Origin of the sequence: Microcoleus sp. N9_A2 (assembly GCF_036701775.1) — a bacterium.
Lineage (GTDB): Bacteria > Cyanobacteriota > Cyanobacteriia > Cyanobacteriales > Microcoleaceae > Microcoleus.
On sequence record NZ_JAUBRH010000044.1, the window covers coordinates 14,973 to 31,997 of the forward strand.

The 17,025-nt window shown below is 43.3% G+C and carries 18 protein-coding genes; 7 read left to right on the forward strand and 11 right to left on the reverse strand.

What is annotated here, in order from left to right:
• Nucleotides 1-641 precede the first annotated feature (641 nt).
• The 7 genes from frr to speB form a co-directional block, all read right to left on the reverse strand.
• Nucleotides 642-1,190, reverse strand: a complete 549-nt coding sequence (gene frr, locus QUA44_RS21590) for a ribosome recycling factor (RefSeq protein WP_333254322.1) — start codon at nucleotides 1,188-1,190, stop codon at nucleotides 642-644.
• Complete coding sequence (gene pyrH, locus QUA44_RS21595; protein WP_333254320.1) at nucleotides 1,177-1,905, reverse strand: UMP kinase; 729 nt, start codon at nucleotides 1,903-1,905, stop codon at nucleotides 1,177-1,179. Before pyrH ends, frr begins: the two co-directional genes overlap by 14 nt.
• Nucleotides 1,906-2,180: 275 nt before the next feature.
• Nucleotides 2,181-2,579, reverse strand: coding sequence for a peptide-methionine (R)-S-oxide reductase MsrB (gene msrB / locus QUA44_RS21600; RefSeq protein WP_333254318.1), 399 nt, complete (start codon nucleotides 2,577-2,579; stop codon nucleotides 2,181-2,183).
• A 90-nt stretch (nucleotides 2,580-2,669) separates the two neighbouring features.
• Nucleotides 2,670-4,490: a molybdate ABC transporter permease subunit gene (modB, locus tag QUA44_RS21605; protein ID WP_333254316.1), complete on the reverse strand. Its 1,821-nt coding sequence runs from the start codon at nucleotides 4,488-4,490 to the stop codon at nucleotides 2,670-2,672.
• A gap of 70 nt (nucleotides 4,491-4,560) precedes the next feature.
• Entirely contained in the window at nucleotides 4,561-5,367 is an 807-nt protein-coding gene (gene modA, locus QUA44_RS21610) for a molybdate ABC transporter substrate-binding protein (protein WP_333254314.1), read from the reverse strand.
• Between the two features lie 183 nt (nucleotides 5,368-5,550).
• Entirely contained in the window at nucleotides 5,551-6,108 is a 558-nt protein-coding gene (locus QUA44_RS21615; protein WP_333254311.1) for a thioredoxin family protein, read from the reverse strand.
• A 133-nt stretch (nucleotides 6,109-6,241) separates the two neighbouring features.
• Nucleotides 6,242-7,171, reverse strand: coding sequence for an agmatinase (gene speB / locus QUA44_RS21620; RefSeq protein WP_333254308.1), 930 nt, complete (start codon nucleotides 7,169-7,171; stop codon nucleotides 6,242-6,244).
• 238 nt (nucleotides 7,172-7,409) lie between these two features.
• On the opposite strand from speB, the gene QUA44_RS21625 reads away from it, so the two are divergent.
• The 6 genes from QUA44_RS21625 to QUA44_RS21650 all read left to right on the forward strand — a co-directional run bounded on the left by QUA44_RS21625 (nucleotide 7,410) and on the right by QUA44_RS21650 (nucleotide 12,378).
• Complete coding sequence (locus QUA44_RS21625) at nucleotides 7,410-8,315, forward strand: alpha/beta fold hydrolase (RefSeq protein WP_333254305.1); 906 nt, start codon at nucleotides 7,410-7,412, stop codon at nucleotides 8,313-8,315.
• A gap of 215 nt (nucleotides 8,316-8,530) precedes the next feature.
• Nucleotides 8,531-9,658 carry a DUF262 domain-containing protein gene (locus QUA44_RS21630; RefSeq protein ID WP_333254303.1) on the forward strand — a complete coding sequence of 376 codons (1,128 nt, stop codon included), beginning with the start codon at nucleotides 8,531-8,533 and terminating at the stop codon, nucleotides 9,656-9,658.
• The gene (locus tag QUA44_RS21635; RefSeq protein WP_333254301.1) at nucleotides 9,648-10,925 is read left to right on the forward strand and encodes a DUF3696 domain-containing protein; all 1,278 of its coding nucleotides are present in this window, start codon (nucleotides 9,648-9,650) and stop codon (nucleotides 10,923-10,925) included. The genes QUA44_RS21630 and QUA44_RS21635 overlap by 11 nt, the downstream gene beginning before the upstream one ends.
• Nucleotide 10,926: 1 nt before the next feature.
• On the forward strand, nucleotides 10,927-11,181 hold the full coding sequence (locus QUA44_RS21640) for a hypothetical protein (RefSeq protein WP_333254299.1): 255 nt from the start codon (nucleotides 10,927-10,929) through the stop codon (nucleotides 11,179-11,181).
• 59 nt (nucleotides 11,182-11,240) lie between these two features.
• Nucleotides 11,241-11,834: a hypothetical protein gene (locus QUA44_RS21645; RefSeq protein ID WP_333276700.1), complete on the forward strand. Its 594-nt coding sequence runs from the start codon at nucleotides 11,241-11,243 to the stop codon at nucleotides 11,832-11,834.
• Nucleotides 11,835-11,928: 94 nt separating this feature from the next.
• On the forward strand, nucleotides 11,929-12,378 hold the full coding sequence (locus tag QUA44_RS21650) for a DUF2809 domain-containing protein (RefSeq protein WP_333254295.1): 450 nt from the start codon (nucleotides 11,929-11,931) through the stop codon (nucleotides 12,376-12,378).
• Between the two features lie 153 nt (nucleotides 12,379-12,531).
• Here QUA44_RS21650 and QUA44_RS21655 read toward each other — a convergent pair whose 3' ends face one another.
• From QUA44_RS21655 to QUA44_RS21665, 3 genes are all read right to left on the reverse strand, one after another.
• Complete coding sequence (locus QUA44_RS21655) at nucleotides 12,532-12,960, reverse strand: DUF202 domain-containing protein (protein WP_333254293.1); 429 nt, start codon at nucleotides 12,958-12,960, stop codon at nucleotides 12,532-12,534.
• 220 nt (nucleotides 12,961-13,180) lie between these two features.
• The gene (locus QUA44_RS21660) at nucleotides 13,181-14,596 is read right to left on the reverse strand and encodes an LCP family protein (RefSeq protein ID WP_333254291.1); all 1,416 of its coding nucleotides are present in this window, start codon (nucleotides 14,594-14,596) and stop codon (nucleotides 13,181-13,183) included.
• 104 nt (nucleotides 14,597-14,700) lie between these two features.
• Entirely contained in the window at nucleotides 14,701-15,075 is a 375-nt protein-coding gene (locus QUA44_RS21665) for a hypothetical protein (RefSeq protein WP_172192965.1), read from the reverse strand.
• Nucleotides 15,076-15,315: 240 nt separating this feature from the next.
• On the opposite strand from QUA44_RS21665, the gene rpe reads away from it, so the two are divergent.
• Nucleotides 15,316-16,017 (forward strand): ribulose-phosphate 3-epimerase, encoded by a 702-nt coding sequence (gene rpe / locus QUA44_RS21670; RefSeq protein WP_333254289.1) that lies wholly within the window; start codon nucleotides 15,316-15,318, stop codon nucleotides 16,015-16,017.
• Nucleotides 16,018-16,113: 96 nt separating this feature from the next.
• On the opposite strand, the gene QUA44_RS21675 is transcribed toward rpe, so the two are convergent.
• Nucleotides 16,114-16,896 carry a DsbA family protein gene (locus tag QUA44_RS21675; protein WP_333254287.1) on the reverse strand — a complete coding sequence of 261 codons (783 nt, stop codon included), beginning with the start codon at nucleotides 16,894-16,896 and terminating at the stop codon, nucleotides 16,114-16,116.
• Nucleotides 16,897-17,025 lie beyond the last annotated feature (129 nt).

The following is a 17,025-nucleotide window of genomic DNA, read 5'->3' on the forward strand; positions in this document are numbered from 1 at the left end:
CAGCAAACTTGACTGTAAAATTTAGATGCGCTTAGACTTAGTGCGAGCGAGGACACTTGCGCTACACTCCGAAAAATATTATTCGGATGCAAGCCGAAATCATATAGTTCCGATTTTAATTAACGATTAAGAATTGAAAATAAGAAATTGGGATTTAAGATGATTTCTTCTTCCTTCGTTCTAAAACGGCATCAGCTTTGGAAGAGCGCGGTTAGCGATATTGGCATAACGCAGTTCACCGCACAAAATTTTGCTCATCAACTTAGTAGTCATCGGCAATTTGACGCCCGCTCTGACTCGCAGCTCCTGTAAACTGATAGAAGGCCCGATCCAAACCACTGACCCAAACCATACAGCGTATTCCAAGTTTATGAAGTACACCCAGAAACCGGGTTTCTTTACAGTTCTCGCCTATCAACTAATTCTGTTCAAGAAACCCGGTTTCTCGCTCTCTACATCTACATGGAATATGCTGTATCAGTTCCCCTGAAGTGGCGATCGACCGACAATAATGCAATCAAACATTTTAGTCATTTGTCTGTTGTTTGTTTTCTGTTGTCATGAGTTATTAGTTATTAGTCATGAGGATCAACTCACTAATAACTAATAACCAATAACTAATAACAATGAACTACAAACTATTAGACAGTCGTGATATCTTTCTCTTTCGCTGCTAGAACTTCTTCTATTTTGGCAATGTACTTATCCGTCAGCTTTTGAATTTTATCTTGCAAGTCCCGCGATTCATCTTTAGAGAGATCGCTGCTTTTTTCCTGCTTGCGAATCGAGTCAACGGCATCGCGGCGGATATTGCGAATTGCAACTTTACCTTCTTCAGCAAACTTACTGGCCATTTTGACAAATTCTTGGCGTCTGTCGCTCGTCAGCGGCGGAATGTTCAAGCGAATAACTGAACCGTCGTTGTTGGGCACGAGTCCTACATCGGACAGGGAAATTGCTTTTTCGATGGAGGTAAGCGCTGTACGATCGAACGGTTGAATGTTGATCGTAGTCGCATCCGGCGTGCCGATGTTGGCAAGGGATTTGATCGGAGTTGGTGCTCCGTAATAATCTACCATGACTCGATCGAGGAGGGAGGCGTTGGCCCGTCCCGTCCGAATAGTATTAAAAGACCGTTGAGTAGCCTCAACTGCCTTTTGCATATGATCTTCTGCTTCAGCTAACTTCACAAAAACCTCCGACAAGAGTTCCAATAGATTCTCCCATTACAGCTCGGTAGATGTTGCCCGACACCGAGAGGTCAAATACCATAATAGGAATATTATTTTCTTTGCAAAGGGCGATCGCTGTACTGTCCATCACCCGCAAATCTTGATTCAAGACGTGGGCATAGGTGAGGGTTTGATACCTGCGCGCGTTGGGGTTGAGGTGGGGGTCGGAATCGTACACCCCATCTACCTTAGTAGCTTTAAAAATCACCTCTGCATCAATTTCAGCCGCCCGCAAAGCGGCTGTAGTATCAGTAGTAAAAAAAGGGTTGCCAGAACCGGCACCAAAAATCACTACTCGTTTTTTTTCTAGGTGGCGAATTGCCCGCCGCCGGATGTAGGGTTCAGCTACTTCTTGCATGGCGATCGCCGATTGCACCCTCGTTGGCACTCCTGCTTGTTCCAGGGCATCCTGCAAAGTGATAGCATTCATCACCGTAGCAATCATGCCCACATAATCAGCCGTTGCCCGATCCATCCCTGCCGAAGCAGCTTTCACGCCGCGAAAAATGTTGCCGCCGCCGACAACGATCGCAATTTGAATGCCTTGGGACACGACTTGGGCTACTTCCTGGGCGATCGACTGAACGACTATCGGATCGATGCCGTAGCCCAAGCTGCCCATCAGCGCTTCACCGCTGAGCTTCAGCAAAACTCGCTGATAAACCATCCCCATGCCGCCACTATTTTTTTACTCTTTTTGCCTCCACAATAAGATAGCAGTACGGGTGCATTTTGAACATCAATTACCCAGAACAAGCATCCCGCTTGTGCTGCCAGAGAATTTGTTTGTTGCGTGGGCTGCTAGGTGAACAGGCAAGATGCCTGTTCCACAACGGGATTGATTTTTTCTCAGTGAATGCTAGGTGAACAGGCAAGATGCCTGTTCCACAACCGGGTTGATTTTTTGTGGGGAGTAGGGGTTGGGCTTCTAGCTAGCCCCTAAAAGAATCAATCCTTGGGTACGAAATTAAGAGCAGCAGAATTCATGCAGTAACGCTGACCGGTAGGTTTGGGCCCGTCGTTAAATACGTGACCGAGATGAGCGTCGCAAACAGCGCACAGTACCTCTGTTCGGCGCATGAACAAGGTGTTATCCGACTCGCACTTGACATTTTCTTCGCTAACGGGAGCGTAGAAACTCGGCCAACCCGTACCGGAATCGAACTTTGTTTCTGATTCAAATAGCTCAGTGCCACAGCAAATACACTTATAAGTTCCGGTTTTTTTGCTGTCGTGATATTCGCCGCTAAAAGCTCTTTCCGTTCCCTTCTTTCGGGCGACTTTGAACTGTTCGGGCGTGAGTTGTTGTTGCCATTCTGCGTCGGTTTTTTGAACTTTTTCAGTCATAATTTGATGTTTGGTTAAGATGTATTTAGCTGTTGAGTGTTGACGGTTAACTGTTGAGTGTTGACGGTTAACGGTATATTGCTAGTTAACTCAGGCTTCCATTAATATTAACCTAATTGGCTCGAAATGAACATACCAGGGAAAAGGATTGTCCTTAATAGCCCTCCACTTTTCCTTGAAAACTTCGGCTTGCAAGTGATAATCTTGGGAATGATTGGGAGGCGAGTGCAATTTGAGATATAATGTCACCCGGTGCGGAGTTTCCACAGTCGAGGCGAGCCAACAAGCAAAAGTATTTTCACGATCGCACCGGCTAACAAAACTCAGTTGATGAGCTCGAATTCCCACAGAAACTAGAGATTTGGGAATTGGTTCGACTACAGTCAGAGTACAGCCCCAGTCGATCGCCTCGACGACAGTTACGGAGATCGGTTTAGCTGCACAGAAGTTCTTGCAGCCCGTCAACTGGGCGACGGTGAAGTTGCGAGGGCGATCGAAAATGTTCTGTTTGGTATCAAAGGCGATCGGCCTTCCCTCGGCCAACACCAACAGATTTTTGCACACCCGGTAAACTTCCTCTAAATTGTGGCTGACAAACAAAGTAATGCCCCGATAATTAGCCAGAGTCTGCATTAACTCCCGTTCAAGTTGACTGCGTAAGTGAGTATCCAAAGCAGAAAACGGTTCGTCTAATAGCAGCAATTCTGGAGAAGGGGCGATCGCCCTCGCCAAAGCCACCCGCTGCTGTTGGCCCCCCGAAAGTTCCTGCGGGTAGCGGTTTTCCAGTCCCGACATTTGCACCGAAATTAGCTGTTCTTTTACCCGAAGTTTTTGCTCGCTTTCAGATAAATGCTGCAAGCCAAACGCAATATTTTGAGCAACGGTCAGGTGAGGAAATAAAGCATAGTTTTGAAACAAAAAACCGATGCGGCGGTCTTTAGAAGCTACATTAATGCCCTGTGCTGAGTCAAATAAAACCCTGCCATTGACTGAAATTTGACCGCTCCTTGGAGTTTCCAAACCGGCGATGCAGCGCAGAGTCATGCTCTTACCGGAACCCGACGCGCCCAAAATTCCCAGCACTTCCGGGCCGATATCGAAACCGACATCCAAGGCAAAGCTGGAAAGAGGTTTAAAAATGCTTAAACAAAGTCCGCTTTTCGGTTGTTGTTTTTGGGATTTTGTGGTAAAAGTAGACGTTATTTTGGGAATATTTGATTGCAATCTGTAGCTCGAATTCGGTTTGGGCGATCTCTTTTGTAAATCAGTCCAAAAATTAACAGCAGTGAGCATCGTCACAGAAAGACTAAGAATAATCAAAACCCAAATAGCAGCTTGCCCCATATCCCCTGCTTCCACAGCAAAATAAATTGCCATCGGGATAGTTTGAGTTTGTCCGGGAATATTCCCCGCTAACATCAACGTCGCGCCGAATTCACCCAAAGCGCGAGCAAATGCGAGAATAGTTCCTGCTAAAATTCCCGGCCATGCTAGCGGCAACATAATGCGCCAAAAGACTTGCCACTCCGAGGCTCCCAGAGTGCGGGCTGCATTGAGAAGATTGGCATCAATTTGCTCAAAAGCTCCCAAAGCAGTTTTGTACATGAGGGGAAATGATACGACAGTTGCTGTAATTACGGCGGCTTGCCAAGTGAAAATTATAGTTAAGTCGAATTGTAGCAAGAATTGACCGATCGCCCCATTTCTCCCAAACAGCAGCAGCAGCAAAAATCCCACTACTGTCGGCGGCAAAACTAAGGGAGAAATTAAAATCCCTTCAATCAAAGCTTTACCTCTGATGCGAGTTGAAAGCATCCACCGGGCGGCGGCTATTCCCAGAAAGAAGGTGATAAATGTCGCAATAGCGGAGGATTTTAGAGATATCCAGAGCGGAGAAATATCAAATTCCATTTATAAATAAATCCGCGTTAGTCAGCGCTTATCTGCTTCCATCAGCGGTAAAAAATCCATAATTAGTTAATTATCGAACTATGCCAAATCCGTATTTATGAAATACTATTTTAGCCCGATCGCCCGCAAAAAACTCAACAAACGCTTTTGCCGCAGCCTGGTTGCGGCTGTTTTTGATAACTGCTAGGGGATAAACAATGGGCGAGTGCAAGTTTTCAGCAGCCGTTAGGCGCACAGTTACTTTGTCCGATGCTTTGGCATCAGTCGTGTAAACTATACCGGCATCAACGTTACCACTTTCGACAAATGTCAGCACTTGGCGGACGTTATTTCCTAGCACTAATTTTGGCTGGAGTTGCTGCCACAATCCAAGCTTATTTAGCATTTCCTGAGCGTATTGGCCCACAGGTACGCTTTTCGGTTCGCCGATCGCAATTTTCTTGATTTTCGCATCTGTCAACTGTTTAAAATCGCTCAAAACAGCGCCATTTTTAGGAACAATCAAAACCAGGCGATTTGTCAGCAAATTGCGGCGCGTCTCGTTCAGCAGCAAATTAGCTTGCTGCAAAGCATCCATTTGCTTAGCAGCGGCGCTGAAAAATACATCTACTGGTGCACCCTGCTGAATTTGCTGCTCTAGAGCACCGGAAGCACCAAAATTATAAGTAATAGTAACATTGGGATTGCTGCTCCCATAAACAGTCTTGATTTCTCCTAATGCTTGCGAGAGACTGATGGCGGCGGATACAGTTAAAGACGTGCGCTGTTGCGCTGTGGCTGGGGAAACACTCTGAAATAAGTTCCAACTAATCAGCAGTACCAGTGTCGCGACGGCTGCGATCATCGAGTTGAGAATGCGTTTGCTTTTTAGGTTCATGGGAAATAGAAGTTTATGGGAAATAGAAGACCGGGCGGTTGAAGACCGGGCGGTTGAAACTGCGTCTATACAGACGAAACCCGCCGACGCGGGTTGAAGAGCAAGCGGTTAAAATACGTTATCTTCTTCAGTCCACGGAGGTGGACATCGTTTGTGTAGTCGCGGTTTCAACCGCCGTCTTATCTATTCTCGCCATTTGAGAGAACAACCTATTGATTCTGTAATAGTGGGTTCCACGGGTTCGCTGTTGAGCAATTGGTCGATCGCACTCCGCAGATAAGAAACCTGTACCGCCGCCGCATCGTCGGCGTTGTCGTCAATTAAACCTTTATAGCGCAGTTTGCCGTCTTGGTCTAACAAAAAAACCTCCGGCGTTTTAGAAGCCCCAAAACTTTCCGCCACATCTTGAGCAACATCTCGGATGTACGGGAAGTTAAGTTGATTGTTAGCCGCAAAAATTTTCATGTTCTCAAAACTGTCGTCGGGATACTGGTTTGCATCATTAGCATTAATCCCGATTAAAGTAACATCTCGATCTTGAAAATCTGCTTGAAGTTCTTTCATACGATTGAGATACAACTGCACGTAAGGGCAATGATTGCACATAAATATCACCGCTATCGCCCGAAATTTTTCTAAATATCGAGCTAAATGGTGAACTTCTTCGTCAACTCCCGGCAATTCAAAATCGGGAGCGTAGCCGTTAATGGGAGTACCCGTTGTATCGATTAGTAAACTCATGTTTTCAGGAGGTGAAGAGCAGTATTTGCCAGCATGAAAGATGAAACTGTCAGCACGAATAAAATTGGCTGTTGTTTGGCTTTAGCTTAATTCTAGCCTTGCCAACAGCCTATTGTGATTCGTACTTCGCGATTTATTCCTCGTCTGGCTTTAGCCAACCTTGAGCCAGAGCTTGGTATCCAATAAGTTTGTATGCTAATTTGGCGGCGGTAAATTCGGAGACTACAGAATCTACAAGAGGTGCTAATTCCATAATGTCACACCCGATTACTTCGTAGGACTCGAAGATGCGGCGCAAAAATCCGGTGAGGGAATACCAATTTAACCCGCCCGGTTCGGGTGTTCCCACCCCTGGAATTAAAGTCGGATCGATGCCGTCTAAGTCGATCGTCAAAAATAGTCGCTTAGTTGTTATGCTGGCAATTGCCCGATCGGCCCAATCCGGTTGAGTAGCAATTTCGCGAGCTCGAATCACGTTTAGCTGTTTTGCTTTAATCAAGTCTGCTTCTTCTTTGCAGATAGCGCGAATCCCGATTTGCAGTGTCGGTAAGCCCATATCTACAATACGCCGCATCACGCAGGCGTGGTTGTGGATTGAACCTTCGTATTCGTGCCGCAAGTCGCCGTGGGCATCGATTTGCACGACTGTGAAAGGTTCGTTTGGGTATGCTTGGCGATAACCTTCGACAACGCCTGCAGTGATGCTGTGTTCGCCTCCGAGGGAGATGACAAATTTATTTTCGGTAACTAGCTTATGCACTGCGGCTTGGGTGACTTGCAGCATTTCTGAGGATGAAACTGGTTGCCTGTTGCGGGTATCGGCGATCGGCATTGCGGTATAAATTCCGACATCGTAGCAAACTTCGGAATCCAATTCTTCGTCGTAGCATTCGAGTTGATGAGAAGCTTCTAGTAGTTTCGCGGGCCCGTTTTCGCAGCCTCGGCGGTAGGTGGTGGTTGCTTCGTAGGGAATTGGCAAGATTACTACTCTGGCTGTGTCGTAGTCGGGTACAATTTCGGAACCGAGAAACGGTACGACAGATGTTGGGGCGATCGTTGGCATAGGGGAAATTTCAATAAGGCAAAAAATTCAGCATCTTTAATGGTGGCATAGTATCGGCTCGTAGTGCAAAGGAAGAAGAAAGAGGATTTAACCGCAGAGGGCGCAGAGGGCGCAGAGAGGGAGAAGGGAAGAAGGAAGGTTTGCGATTTATGTTTTAGTGGTTGCCTCGAATTACGATACGGTTTGTAGTAAGGACTTCAGTCCTTCCTAACTCTTGAATTTTCACTTTTTTACTTCTATGACTTCTTCTACGTTAACTGCTGTTGCGCCTCAAACTTGGATGTGGAAAGGCTTTCCGATTTGTTACCAGGCTGCGGGTTCCCAGGGCCCTGCGGTGGTGTTTGTCCACGGTTTTGGCGCTTCTTGGGGCCACTGGCGCAAGAATTTGCCTGTTTTGGCTGCTAGTTGTCGCTGTTACGCGATCGATCTTATCGGTTTTGGCGGTTCTGCTAAACCCGCACCCAAACTTGAGATTGACTATACTTTTGAAACTTGGGGACAGCTAATTGCTGATTTTTGTCGGGAAGTTGCGGGCGGGCCTGCTTTTTTGGTGGGAAATTCGATCGGCTGCGTGGCAATTATGCAAGCGGCTGTTGATTTTCCCGACATTGCTTCTGGCGTAATTTTACTCAATTGTTCCCTGCGCTTGCTGCACGATCGCAAGCGCGCCGAAATGCCTTGGTATCGCAGTTTTGGAGCGCCCATTGCACAAAAAGTTTTAAATGTCAAGTGGATAAGTCAATTATTTTTTAAACAATTAGCCACGCCAAAAACAGTAAAAAAAGTGCTTTTGCAAGCCTATCACCAGCCGGAAGCTGTCACCGACGAACTTGTAGAAATCTTGTTAAAACCAGCGCGAGACAGCGGCGCTGTGGATGTATTTGTGGCATTTATCAGCTATTCTCAAGGGCCGCTACCGGAGGATTTGTTGCCGCGTTTGAAGTGTCCTGCTTTGATTATTTGGGGCGCAAATGACCCTTGGGAGCCGATCGCCCTGGGGCAAGAATTGGCAAAGTTTCCGGCTGTAGAAAAGTTTATTCCTTTGGAGGGAGTAGGCCATTGTCCGCAAGATGAAGCGCCGGAATTGGTCAATCCTATTTTACTCGATTGGATTAAAGAGCGATCGGCATTTACCGAAAATTAGTTCATTTTATTTGTAAAAAAATAGAAGACCCCGATACCCGACTTTTTGAACAAGTCGGGACTTAAACAAAAATCAGTGCTAAGCATGATACAATCCATTAAAGTCTGTTTTGGCTTGGTTTGGGATTAACATTTGTTTAAGTCCCGTTAAGAAATTACAGGCTATTGTAATTGAGGAATCATCAACGTTACACATATTAGGAGAAGGAGCAAGTAATGACTGATAGTGAACTCCAAGATGATGTCATCAAAACAGATGAGGATACTGCTGAAGAGGATAGTGGTGATAGTGGTGCATTGTATCCTTACGATCCAACTAAAGCAGATATTGATATTAGAGAAGAGCCTCAAACTATTTTTGAGTTATTGAGGAAATATGACAATGGCAAGCTTATTATCGAGCCAGAGTTTCAACGCAATAGAGTTTGGAAACCAGACCAAAAAAGTAAATTTATTGAATCTGTTATCCTAAATTTTCCCCTTCCTCCCTGGTATTTAAATCAAACAAAAGAGGGAAAACTAATTATTGTAGACGGTCTACAGCGGACTACAGCTTTATATGAATTTGTTAAGAATGAATTTAAATTAAGTGGTTTAGAAACATTAACTAGGTTGAATGGCTGCACCTTTTCAGAACTTAAAGAACTACCAGGTGACTATCAAACAAGGATTGAAGATAAAAAACTTAACATATACCTTATTAAGCCCTCTGTTCCCGTTAAAGTTGTCTATGATATTTTCAATAGAATTAACACAGGAGGAACTCAACTTGAACGTCAAGAAGTTAGAAACTGTATTTTTTCAGGAAAATCAACCAAGCTGCTAAAACAGTTATCAGAAAAAGAATATTTTAGAAAGGCTATAGACAACGGTGTTTCACCCCAAAGAATGAAGGATAGAGAAGTTATTTTGCGTTACTTGGCTTTTAAACTATTTGATTATGAAAAAGATTATGAAGGTGATATGAGTGATTTTGTAGAGAAAGCTATGAAAAAAATTAATTTAATGGATGATGGAGAAATAGAGATATTAGAAAAGGATTTTGAGCGAGTAATGAATTTAACTTTTGATTTTTTTGGCACTAAAAATTTTCGTTTGCCGTCGGGTAAAAATAGGGGAAGAATAAATATCGCAATTTTTGAATCTCTATGTTATTTTTTCTCTAAAATGAGCGATGAGTTTTTACAAGATCACAAGAAGTCTATTCAAGATAACTTTATTAAATTGCTTGAAAATCCCGAATACTTTGACGCTATAAGGTATTCCACGAGTAGCAAATCTAAAGTTATTACCCGCTTTAAACTAGCACAAAATATTTTAGGAGACGTAGAAAATGCTAACTAAAATAGAGTTAAAAAACTTTAAGTGTTTTAAAGATGAAATACAGTTTCCTTTAACACAGATCAACCTGTTAACAGGCATAAATGGGCGTGGTAAGTCTACTCTTTTACAAGCTTTGCTTTTAATGCGACAATCTATTGAGCATAGTGAAGTGACAACCCAAATTCTGTTGAATGGAAGTTGTGTAAGACTGGGTAATTTTGTTGATGTTAGAAATAGTAGTATCTCAAGAGATGAACCCATTGTACTTAAATATTATTTCCATGAAATTGTTCATCCCAATAAAGTTATTCATAAATGTATGGAATATTTATTAAGAGAAAATTTAGATGATGATATGGTAGCAAAAATCAGCGAGATTAACTTGTTGTGTAATAAATTTAATTTAGACAATTCTGTCACTACGGTACAGAGAAAGTATTTAAAAAAAGACAATACTAATGAATACTCAACTACTGAGAATGAACCAAAAAGATTGGGCGACTGTTCATTAATTAATTTAATACCTAATGATTCAAGTTTAATAGAAGATGAGGAATTTTATTTTAATTCCTTAGATGAATCTTTCAATTTTAGTCATATGCACTACATTTCAGCCGATCGCATTGGCCCACAAGAATTTTATTTCAAGTCCACTTTGAAAAAGTTTCCTAATGTAGGTGCAAAAGGCGAATTTACCGTAAATTTGCTTTATACAAAAAGAAATCATTTAGTTAATGATATGTTGTGCTTAGGAGACAATGCAAAGACATTATCTAATCAAACAGAAGAATGGCTAAGTTATGTTTTTGAGGGAGCTAAAGTAGAAATATCACAATCAATAAGTAACATTTTAGAACCTTTATTTAATACCAACGCTTCAAAAGATCGTTATAAACCAGCTAATGTTGGCTTTGGATACCATTGCATTTTGCCAATTATTGTTTCAGGATTAATTGCTAGAAAAGGTGAAATATTAATTGTAGAAAACCCAGAAGCGCATTTACACCCAAAAGCGCAATCGCGACTAACTCGCTTTCTAGCTAAGGTTAGCAGTTGTGGCGTACAAGTTTTTATTGAATCACATAGCGATCATATTTTAAATGCCTTGCGAATAGCTGTGCTTGATAAAATTATCGACCATGAAAATTTAAATATATTATACTTACAGCTAAATTCAGAGCAACCAGTGGTACAAATTCCTGTTCAACCTAATGGAGGAATTGAAGAATGGCCGAAAGGATTTTTTGACCAAATGGATAAAGATTTTGAACGTCTTTTTGGAATCTAAAATGGAAATTTTTATTAATGAAGTATCCCTTGAGGGACAGTATCTTAATGATGTCGAATTCAAAGAAGCAGTAATATTTTTTAAAGCTATTTTTGATTTGATTAATGAAAAAATTAAAGATAAACAGATATATAAGGATAGTAAATTATTTGTCAACTATGAAGCGGTAAAAGGCTCTGATTTTAATCAAAGCTTAAATCAAATTAAAGATAAATCACTTAAACTAGCCTTCAAGAATGTTTTTTTAATAAATTAAATCCTAAAGAATGGCGTAAAGAACAAGTACATTCTTCAACAGACTCGTTTGATTGTTTGATGATTAATGAACAGTACAAGGTTGTAAATGATACATCATTAGCAGAAATAGCTGAGAGAAAATTACAAAACAGTAGTTCAACCTATTTATTGATTAATTTTATCAATTCCAGTTTTCGCCTTGTTCATCCACATATTACTAATTGTTGCTTAATTACTATCGTTAAAAATAATGATGAAGTAAATTGTATAAAATTAGATGGTCTTGATAATAAATCTGCGCTTGAAGATTGGCTAGAACATACATTTAATTTAAGCTGTTCAGTATATGATGAACTTTCTAATGACCCTCCCAGAGATGAGCAAACTATACTAAGAGAAAAAGACAAATTTGAAAAAACTTCATCCAGGTATCATGGCAGAGCTATCTACCGCGAAGTAGCTACAGACCTATATTGGTATGTAGATAATTTACATTTCGGGAAATCCGCTCACTTAGAAGTGTTTAATAAAGATAAATCTCATGTTGGAGAAGCTGATATAAAAGGCAAGATTGATGAGTGTAAACAAGATCCCAAAAAACTATTAGACATTCCTAGTCGCAGAAAGGAAAAAGACGAAGAGACATTAATTTGCCTTGACGACTGGGTTTGAGCCTATTTTCAAGATAACTTTTGTCTGAGTCCCGCTATTGCATTTTCCTTCTTCCTTGTGCTAGTAGAAACCGTACTACAGCAAAAGCGTTAAAGTGAACAAAAAACCTGTCTCAAATTTAATGACTTCCCCAATTTCTCCCGATCGCCGTTTCTTAAAATATCGAATTGCCCTGCTCATCAGTATAATCGGGATTATCCCTTTAGGTTACATAGTGAGATTTTCTCGCGGCCCTGCACCGGAATGGTTCAACGACTCTTTTGGGAGCATAGCTTATGAGGTATTTTGGATTTTGCTGGTAGTTCTGATCTTGCCGCGATTTTCGCAAATTAGGGCGGCTGTAGCTGTGTGTCTAGCTACCTGCGGAGTAGAGTTTCTCCAACTGTGGACACATCCGTTTTTACAAGCAATGCGAGCTACTTTACCCGGAAGGCTGATTTTGGGAAATCACTTTAGTTGGTCAGATTTTATCTCTTATTTTGTGGGGAGTTTTTTAGGTTTGTTGTGGGTGCGATGGCTTCATTTCACTTGCTTCCGCTTGTAAGTTGTACTGCATTTAAATTGTATATCTCGACGAGCAGAGCCAAAATCGTCAAATCCTCTCCCCATCTCTCTAACACCATAGACAATCTAGCTCCACAAAATCTTAATGATATGGTTGGGGTTATTTTCACATTAGCTAAGCGATCTGGTTAACTTACAATTGAGAATTTTTAGGAGTTGAAGTGGGAGCTATATTTCCGCGATCTCGCCATAGCAACAACGGAATGCTTAACGTTCCTAAAATCATCACAACTCCCGTCAGAATCCAAACTAGCACACGATTTGGGCGATAATCACTTCGCTCAATTTGCCAGAAAACTCGATTGTAACGCCATGCTGCTAAGGCAATCACCGCAATCCCAAAAACGACCAGACTCAGCCCTAAAGTTTCGGAGTTGAAGAAGGGAGGAGAGGAAACTTCTTGCTGAGTTACTGTAGCTTGAAATTGACGGAGAAATAAACTGAACCGAGCAATCGCAAACCCAAAACCAATTAAAGCGAGTGAAGTTCGCAACCATGCCAGAAAGGTGCGTTCATTTGCCTGATGTTCGCGCTGTCGGTCTATTTTAGCACCCTTGTTCATCAACCCTACCTTTATAAAATATCTTAAGCTTTCCCTTGTTGATTATTGTTTCACTTGTGATTGCGGAGGGCAGTATCGGTCTTGCGATCGTGATTCATCATCACCAAAAAAGATAGTATCAGTAAATCGACAAAAAAGCGATCGCCTCCATCTCTACCAACACAAAAGAAGAGGACACAGCAATGCTGTGTCCCTACAAATACCCCAGTTATAATCCAGTTTAAAAAGACTTAGCCGCACCGCCGGACTGAGCCTTTTTCTCCAACCAATCCTGACCCAATCTGATTGTCACATCCGACTGCAAAGAACCGGTACTCTCAACCAGCACATCTCCAAAACCCAAAAACTGGCGAATCGCTTGAGCACCTTTAATATCGCCCTGTTGAGCTACTAGAGTAGTTACCTCCAGCGGTTCGGGCCAAGCTTTATAAACCTGAACATTCCGATAACCGGCTTGAGTCAGAGTATTGACCAAATCTTCAACAGCCGATGGATCTCCGGTACTATCTTGAATCGCCACATTCAGAAAAGTCGAATCAGCATTCTCAATTTGCCAAGTATTTTGGCCGAAGTCAAAATGTTCCGCCACCATAGTTTCGATGGCATATTGGTCGGGCAACCAAAAACTTGCCTTGTAGTCCTTAGAATCGCTAAATTTACCGGGAACCATCAACATCTGCACGCCAGCGCGATCGGTTTGAGTAGCAAAACCAGCCAAAGCTACCAATTCTTCTATACTCAAATTGGTGTCAAGGTGAGACTGAATCACCGATAAAATCTTCGGTAGTCGAGACAGCAAACCTACATTAACTTCCTGTTCCACAAAAGCCCGCATCAACAATTGCTGGCGCTGCACCCGCCCGATATCGCCCAAATCGTCGTGCCGGTAAAGCAAATATTGCACGATTTGTTCGCCGTTTAGTTTCTGCTTGCCAGCCTTTAAATCTATATATAAATGCTGGCTTTCATCGGTATACTTCATGTCTTTAGGGACATTAATAGTAATGCCACCCAGGGCATCGACTAAACTTTTGATTCCTTGAATATTGACTGTGACATAGCGGTCAATTCCCACGCCGCCTAAGAGTCCGCTGACTGACTTGGCTGACGAAGCCGGGCCGCCGTAGTAATTGGCTTCGTTGATTTTCACAACACCCCTGCCTTCAACATAGGTGCGGGTGTCTCGCGGAATGGAAAGCACGCTTAACTTTTTATTTTGAGGGTCAAACCTAACCAATAGCATGGTATCGGTTAACCCCTTGAAAGAGTTTTGCCAGACCTCGTATCCCAGCTCCTTATCGGCATGGCCGTCGATGTCTGAACTCAGAACTTTAAGTCCTAAAACTAAAATATTAACTGGGCGAGTCAGCTCCGGCATTTTCATGTTGAGCTTTGCCATGTCGCCTTGAGAAAATACTGCTGCTTCTTCAGGGCTCAACTTTTGTTGCTGAAGTGGCGTTGTAGAAAGGGAGACGGCTAGCAATGCTCCGGCTGTGGCTGAGAGCATTGCTACTCCAGCCAAACCAAAACCAAAACCCAGCCAGCGGCCTCGATGGGGCTGGGAAGCTTTTTTGGTTGCAGGTTGAGCAGTTGATTGTTGGATAGGGTCTTGATTAGGAATTTTTTGAGCTGGCACTGGCTTCCTCACACACAACAAAAATAAAAAAGATAATGGCAATATGTAGTATCAAGCTGAAGACGCACTCAATCAATAGGGTAGGGGCTTAAAAGAACCCTAAATTATGATAAATGTTTGCCTACTACTTGCTCGGCTACGCGACTAATTCCGGGCAACCATAGCGGTTGACGCTTCCAGAGGCGAACCATCAGTCCCAGAGCAACGATGAAATAGCTGGTGGTTAGCAGGCTACTCATTAATAACATGGGAAGTGTCGGAGATTCCGCAGAAATCGCTCCAGCTTCTAAAAGAATATGTCCTAAGAGCCAACTAAAAGCAAGGGCAATTGCCAAGCGGCTGATGGCTTTGCGTTCGGGACTACCCTGACGGCGGTAAAGAGTCCACAGGGCGGGGAAAAAGCCGATGACAGGGATCATTAATACAAACAGACTTGCACGATCGAGTTCAGGATTTTCTAAGGGATCTGTATTTTTCATAATTCGCTACTCAAAATTTGCAGCAGGTCTAGTTTTGCACAAAAGTTATTTGTTAGACGGAAAATTTATATCCTAAACCAAAATTCGGAGAGCAGGGCAGGTTTTGCACAAAACTTGTTTGTTAGAAGCAAAATTTTTCCGCTAAACCTGCCCCTACCTATTATTCACAACTTTTCGACCCGGAGACTCGTATTTTGATAAACTGGATACAGCACAGCAGACAGGAGAACAGACTTAGCCATGACCCAATCCCAAAAATCAATCGTTATTGCTCCATCCATATTATCAGCAGATTTTAGCCGTCTTGGAGAAGAGATTCAGGCTGTCGATCGAGCTGGGGCTGACTGGATTCACGTAGATGTGATGGACGGTCGCTTTGTTCCTAATATTACTATCGGGCCGCTGATTGTTGAGGCAATTCGCCCCGTTACTACCAAGGTGATCGATGTCCACTTGATGATTGTGGAGCCGGAGAAGTACGTCGAGGACTTCGCTAAGGCTGGTGCTGACATTATTTCGGTTCACGCCGAGCATAATGCTTCGCCTCACTTGCACCGCACTCTCGGCCAAATTCGGGAATTGGGCAAAATGGCTGGTGTGGTTCTGAATCCTTCGACGCCGCTGGAGTTGATCGAGTACGTGCTGGAACTGTGCGATTTGGTGCTGATTATGAGCGTCAATCCCGGCTTTGGTGGTCAAAGTTTTATCCCGGCTGTTTTGCCGAAAATTCGCCAGTTGCGTAAAATGTGCGACGACAAGGGCCTCGATCCTTGGATTGAGGTAGATGGCGGTTTGAAGGGGAACAATACTTGGCAGGTTCTGGAAGCGGGCGCAAATGCGATCGTCGCTGGTTCTGCTGTGTTTAAGGCGAAGGATTACGCAGGCGCGATCGAGGGTATCCGCCACAGCAAGCGTCCGACTCCAGAGTTGGCTGCGGTTTAATCAAAGATTTTTCGAGTTTTTCTGGTTTTTCTCGTTCCCAGCCTGCTTTGGCTGGGAACGCATTTTTATACTCGGTTTCCAAGAGTCAGGAATTACTTATTTCGAGACAGATGCGAGAATGCTTTCCATCTCAGAAAGCTCGACCGCCCCGGAGAAAGTTGTGCCGTTCATAATAAAAAAGGGAGTGCCTTCAATACCTAGTTGTTGAGCGAGTTGCACGTCTTTGGCAATAGCGGCTTCGGCGGCGGGGCTGTTGCGATCGGTGTTAAATTTATCTAATTTTAGATTGAGCTTTTGGGCGATCGATGTGTACAATGGCTCGCCTAACTCTTTCTGTCCTTCAAACAAAGCGCTGTAATATTCCCAGAATTTGCCCTGCTGCCCAGCAGCCCAAGCTGCTTTAGCTGCTGGCAGCGCTTGAGGGTGAATAGAAGTCAAGGGTAAATGCTTGTAAGCTAAAGTAACTTTGTCCTGGTGTTTTGCCATAAACTGCTTGACAGTATCGTGAGCGCGCGCGCAAAACGGACATTGAAAGTCAGAGAATTCTAAAAGTACAATCTGCTGCGAAGCTGAACCCGTGCTGGGAGAATCCCCGATCGCAGATTTGGGATTAGTTTTCATGTCCTGCAAAAATGACTGCTGCGCTGCTTTGAGAGACTGCTGCTGCTGTTGCTGGTACGCTTGTACCGACTCTAAAATTGCTTGCGGATTTTCGCGGATAACCTGCAAGACTTGCTCTTTAAACTTGGGATCGACTGAATTGCCAGCCGCTGACTGCGCGGGGGAACAACCGATAAATACCAGGCAACCTGCCAGGAGTGCAGCCAAGCACAAGGCTTGCTGGCTGCGGAGTTTTCGCCAAATAGTGGATACGTTCATCTTTTTTTTCTGATTCACAGCAACACTTAATCCTACATTTAATTTTGCTGAGTGTCAGGTATGCCGCTGTTGACTGCTGTCCAGCTTTTTTTAGCTTTGAGCAATAATTAGCCATTGGCAATCGGTAAT

Excerpts from the sequence above, each read along its gene's own strand:
- msrB (WP_333254318.1), bottom strand. The coding sequence starts at position 2,579 with ATGACTGAAAAAGTTCAAAAAACCGACGCAGAATGGCAACAACAACTC.
- QUA44_RS21615 (WP_333254311.1), bottom strand. The coding sequence starts at position 6,108 with ATGAGTTTACTAATCGATACAACGGGTACTCCCATTAACGGCTACGCT.
- QUA44_RS21645 (WP_333276700.1), top strand. The coding sequence starts at position 11,241 with ATGATTAATGAACAGTACAAGGTTGTAAATGATACATCATTAGCAGAA.
- QUA44_RS21635 (WP_333254301.1), top strand. The coding sequence starts at position 9,648 with ATGCTAACTAAAATAGAGTTAAAAAACTTTAAGTGTTTTAAAGATGAA.
- QUA44_RS21675 (WP_333254287.1), bottom strand. The coding sequence starts at position 16,896 with ATGAACGTATCCACTATTTGGCGAAAACTCCGCAGCCAGCAAGCCTTG.
- speB (WP_333254308.1), bottom strand. The coding sequence starts at position 7,171 with ATGCCAACGATCGCCCCAACATCTGTCGTACCGTTTCTCGGTTCCGAA.
- QUA44_RS21655 (WP_333254293.1), bottom strand. The coding sequence starts at position 12,960 with ATGAACAAGGGTGCTAAAATAGACCGACAGCGCGAACATCAGGCAAAT.
- QUA44_RS21625 (WP_333254305.1), top strand. The coding sequence starts at position 7,410 with ATGACTTCTTCTACGTTAACTGCTGTTGCGCCTCAAACTTGGATGTGG.
- rpe (WP_333254289.1), top strand. The coding sequence starts at position 15,316 with ATGACCCAATCCCAAAAATCAATCGTTATTGCTCCATCCATATTATCA.
- QUA44_RS21665 (WP_172192965.1), bottom strand. The coding sequence starts at position 15,075 with ATGAAAAATACAGATCCCTTAGAAAATCCTGAACTCGATCGTGCAAGT.
- QUA44_RS21640 (WP_333254299.1), top strand. The coding sequence starts at position 10,927 with ATGGAAATTTTTATTAATGAAGTATCCCTTGAGGGACAGTATCTTAAT.
- modB (WP_333254316.1), bottom strand. The coding sequence starts at position 4,490 with ATGGAATTTGATATTTCTCCGCTCTGGATATCTCTAAAATCCTCCGCT.
- QUA44_RS21630 (WP_333254303.1), top strand. The coding sequence starts at position 8,531 with ATGACTGATAGTGAACTCCAAGATGATGTCATCAAAACAGATGAGGAT.
- modA (WP_333254314.1), bottom strand. The coding sequence starts at position 5,367 with ATGAACCTAAAAAGCAAACGCATTCTCAACTCGATGATCGCAGCCGTC.
- pyrH (WP_333254320.1), bottom strand. The coding sequence starts at position 1,905 with ATGGGGATGGTTTATCAGCGAGTTTTGCTGAAGCTCAGCGGTGAAGCG.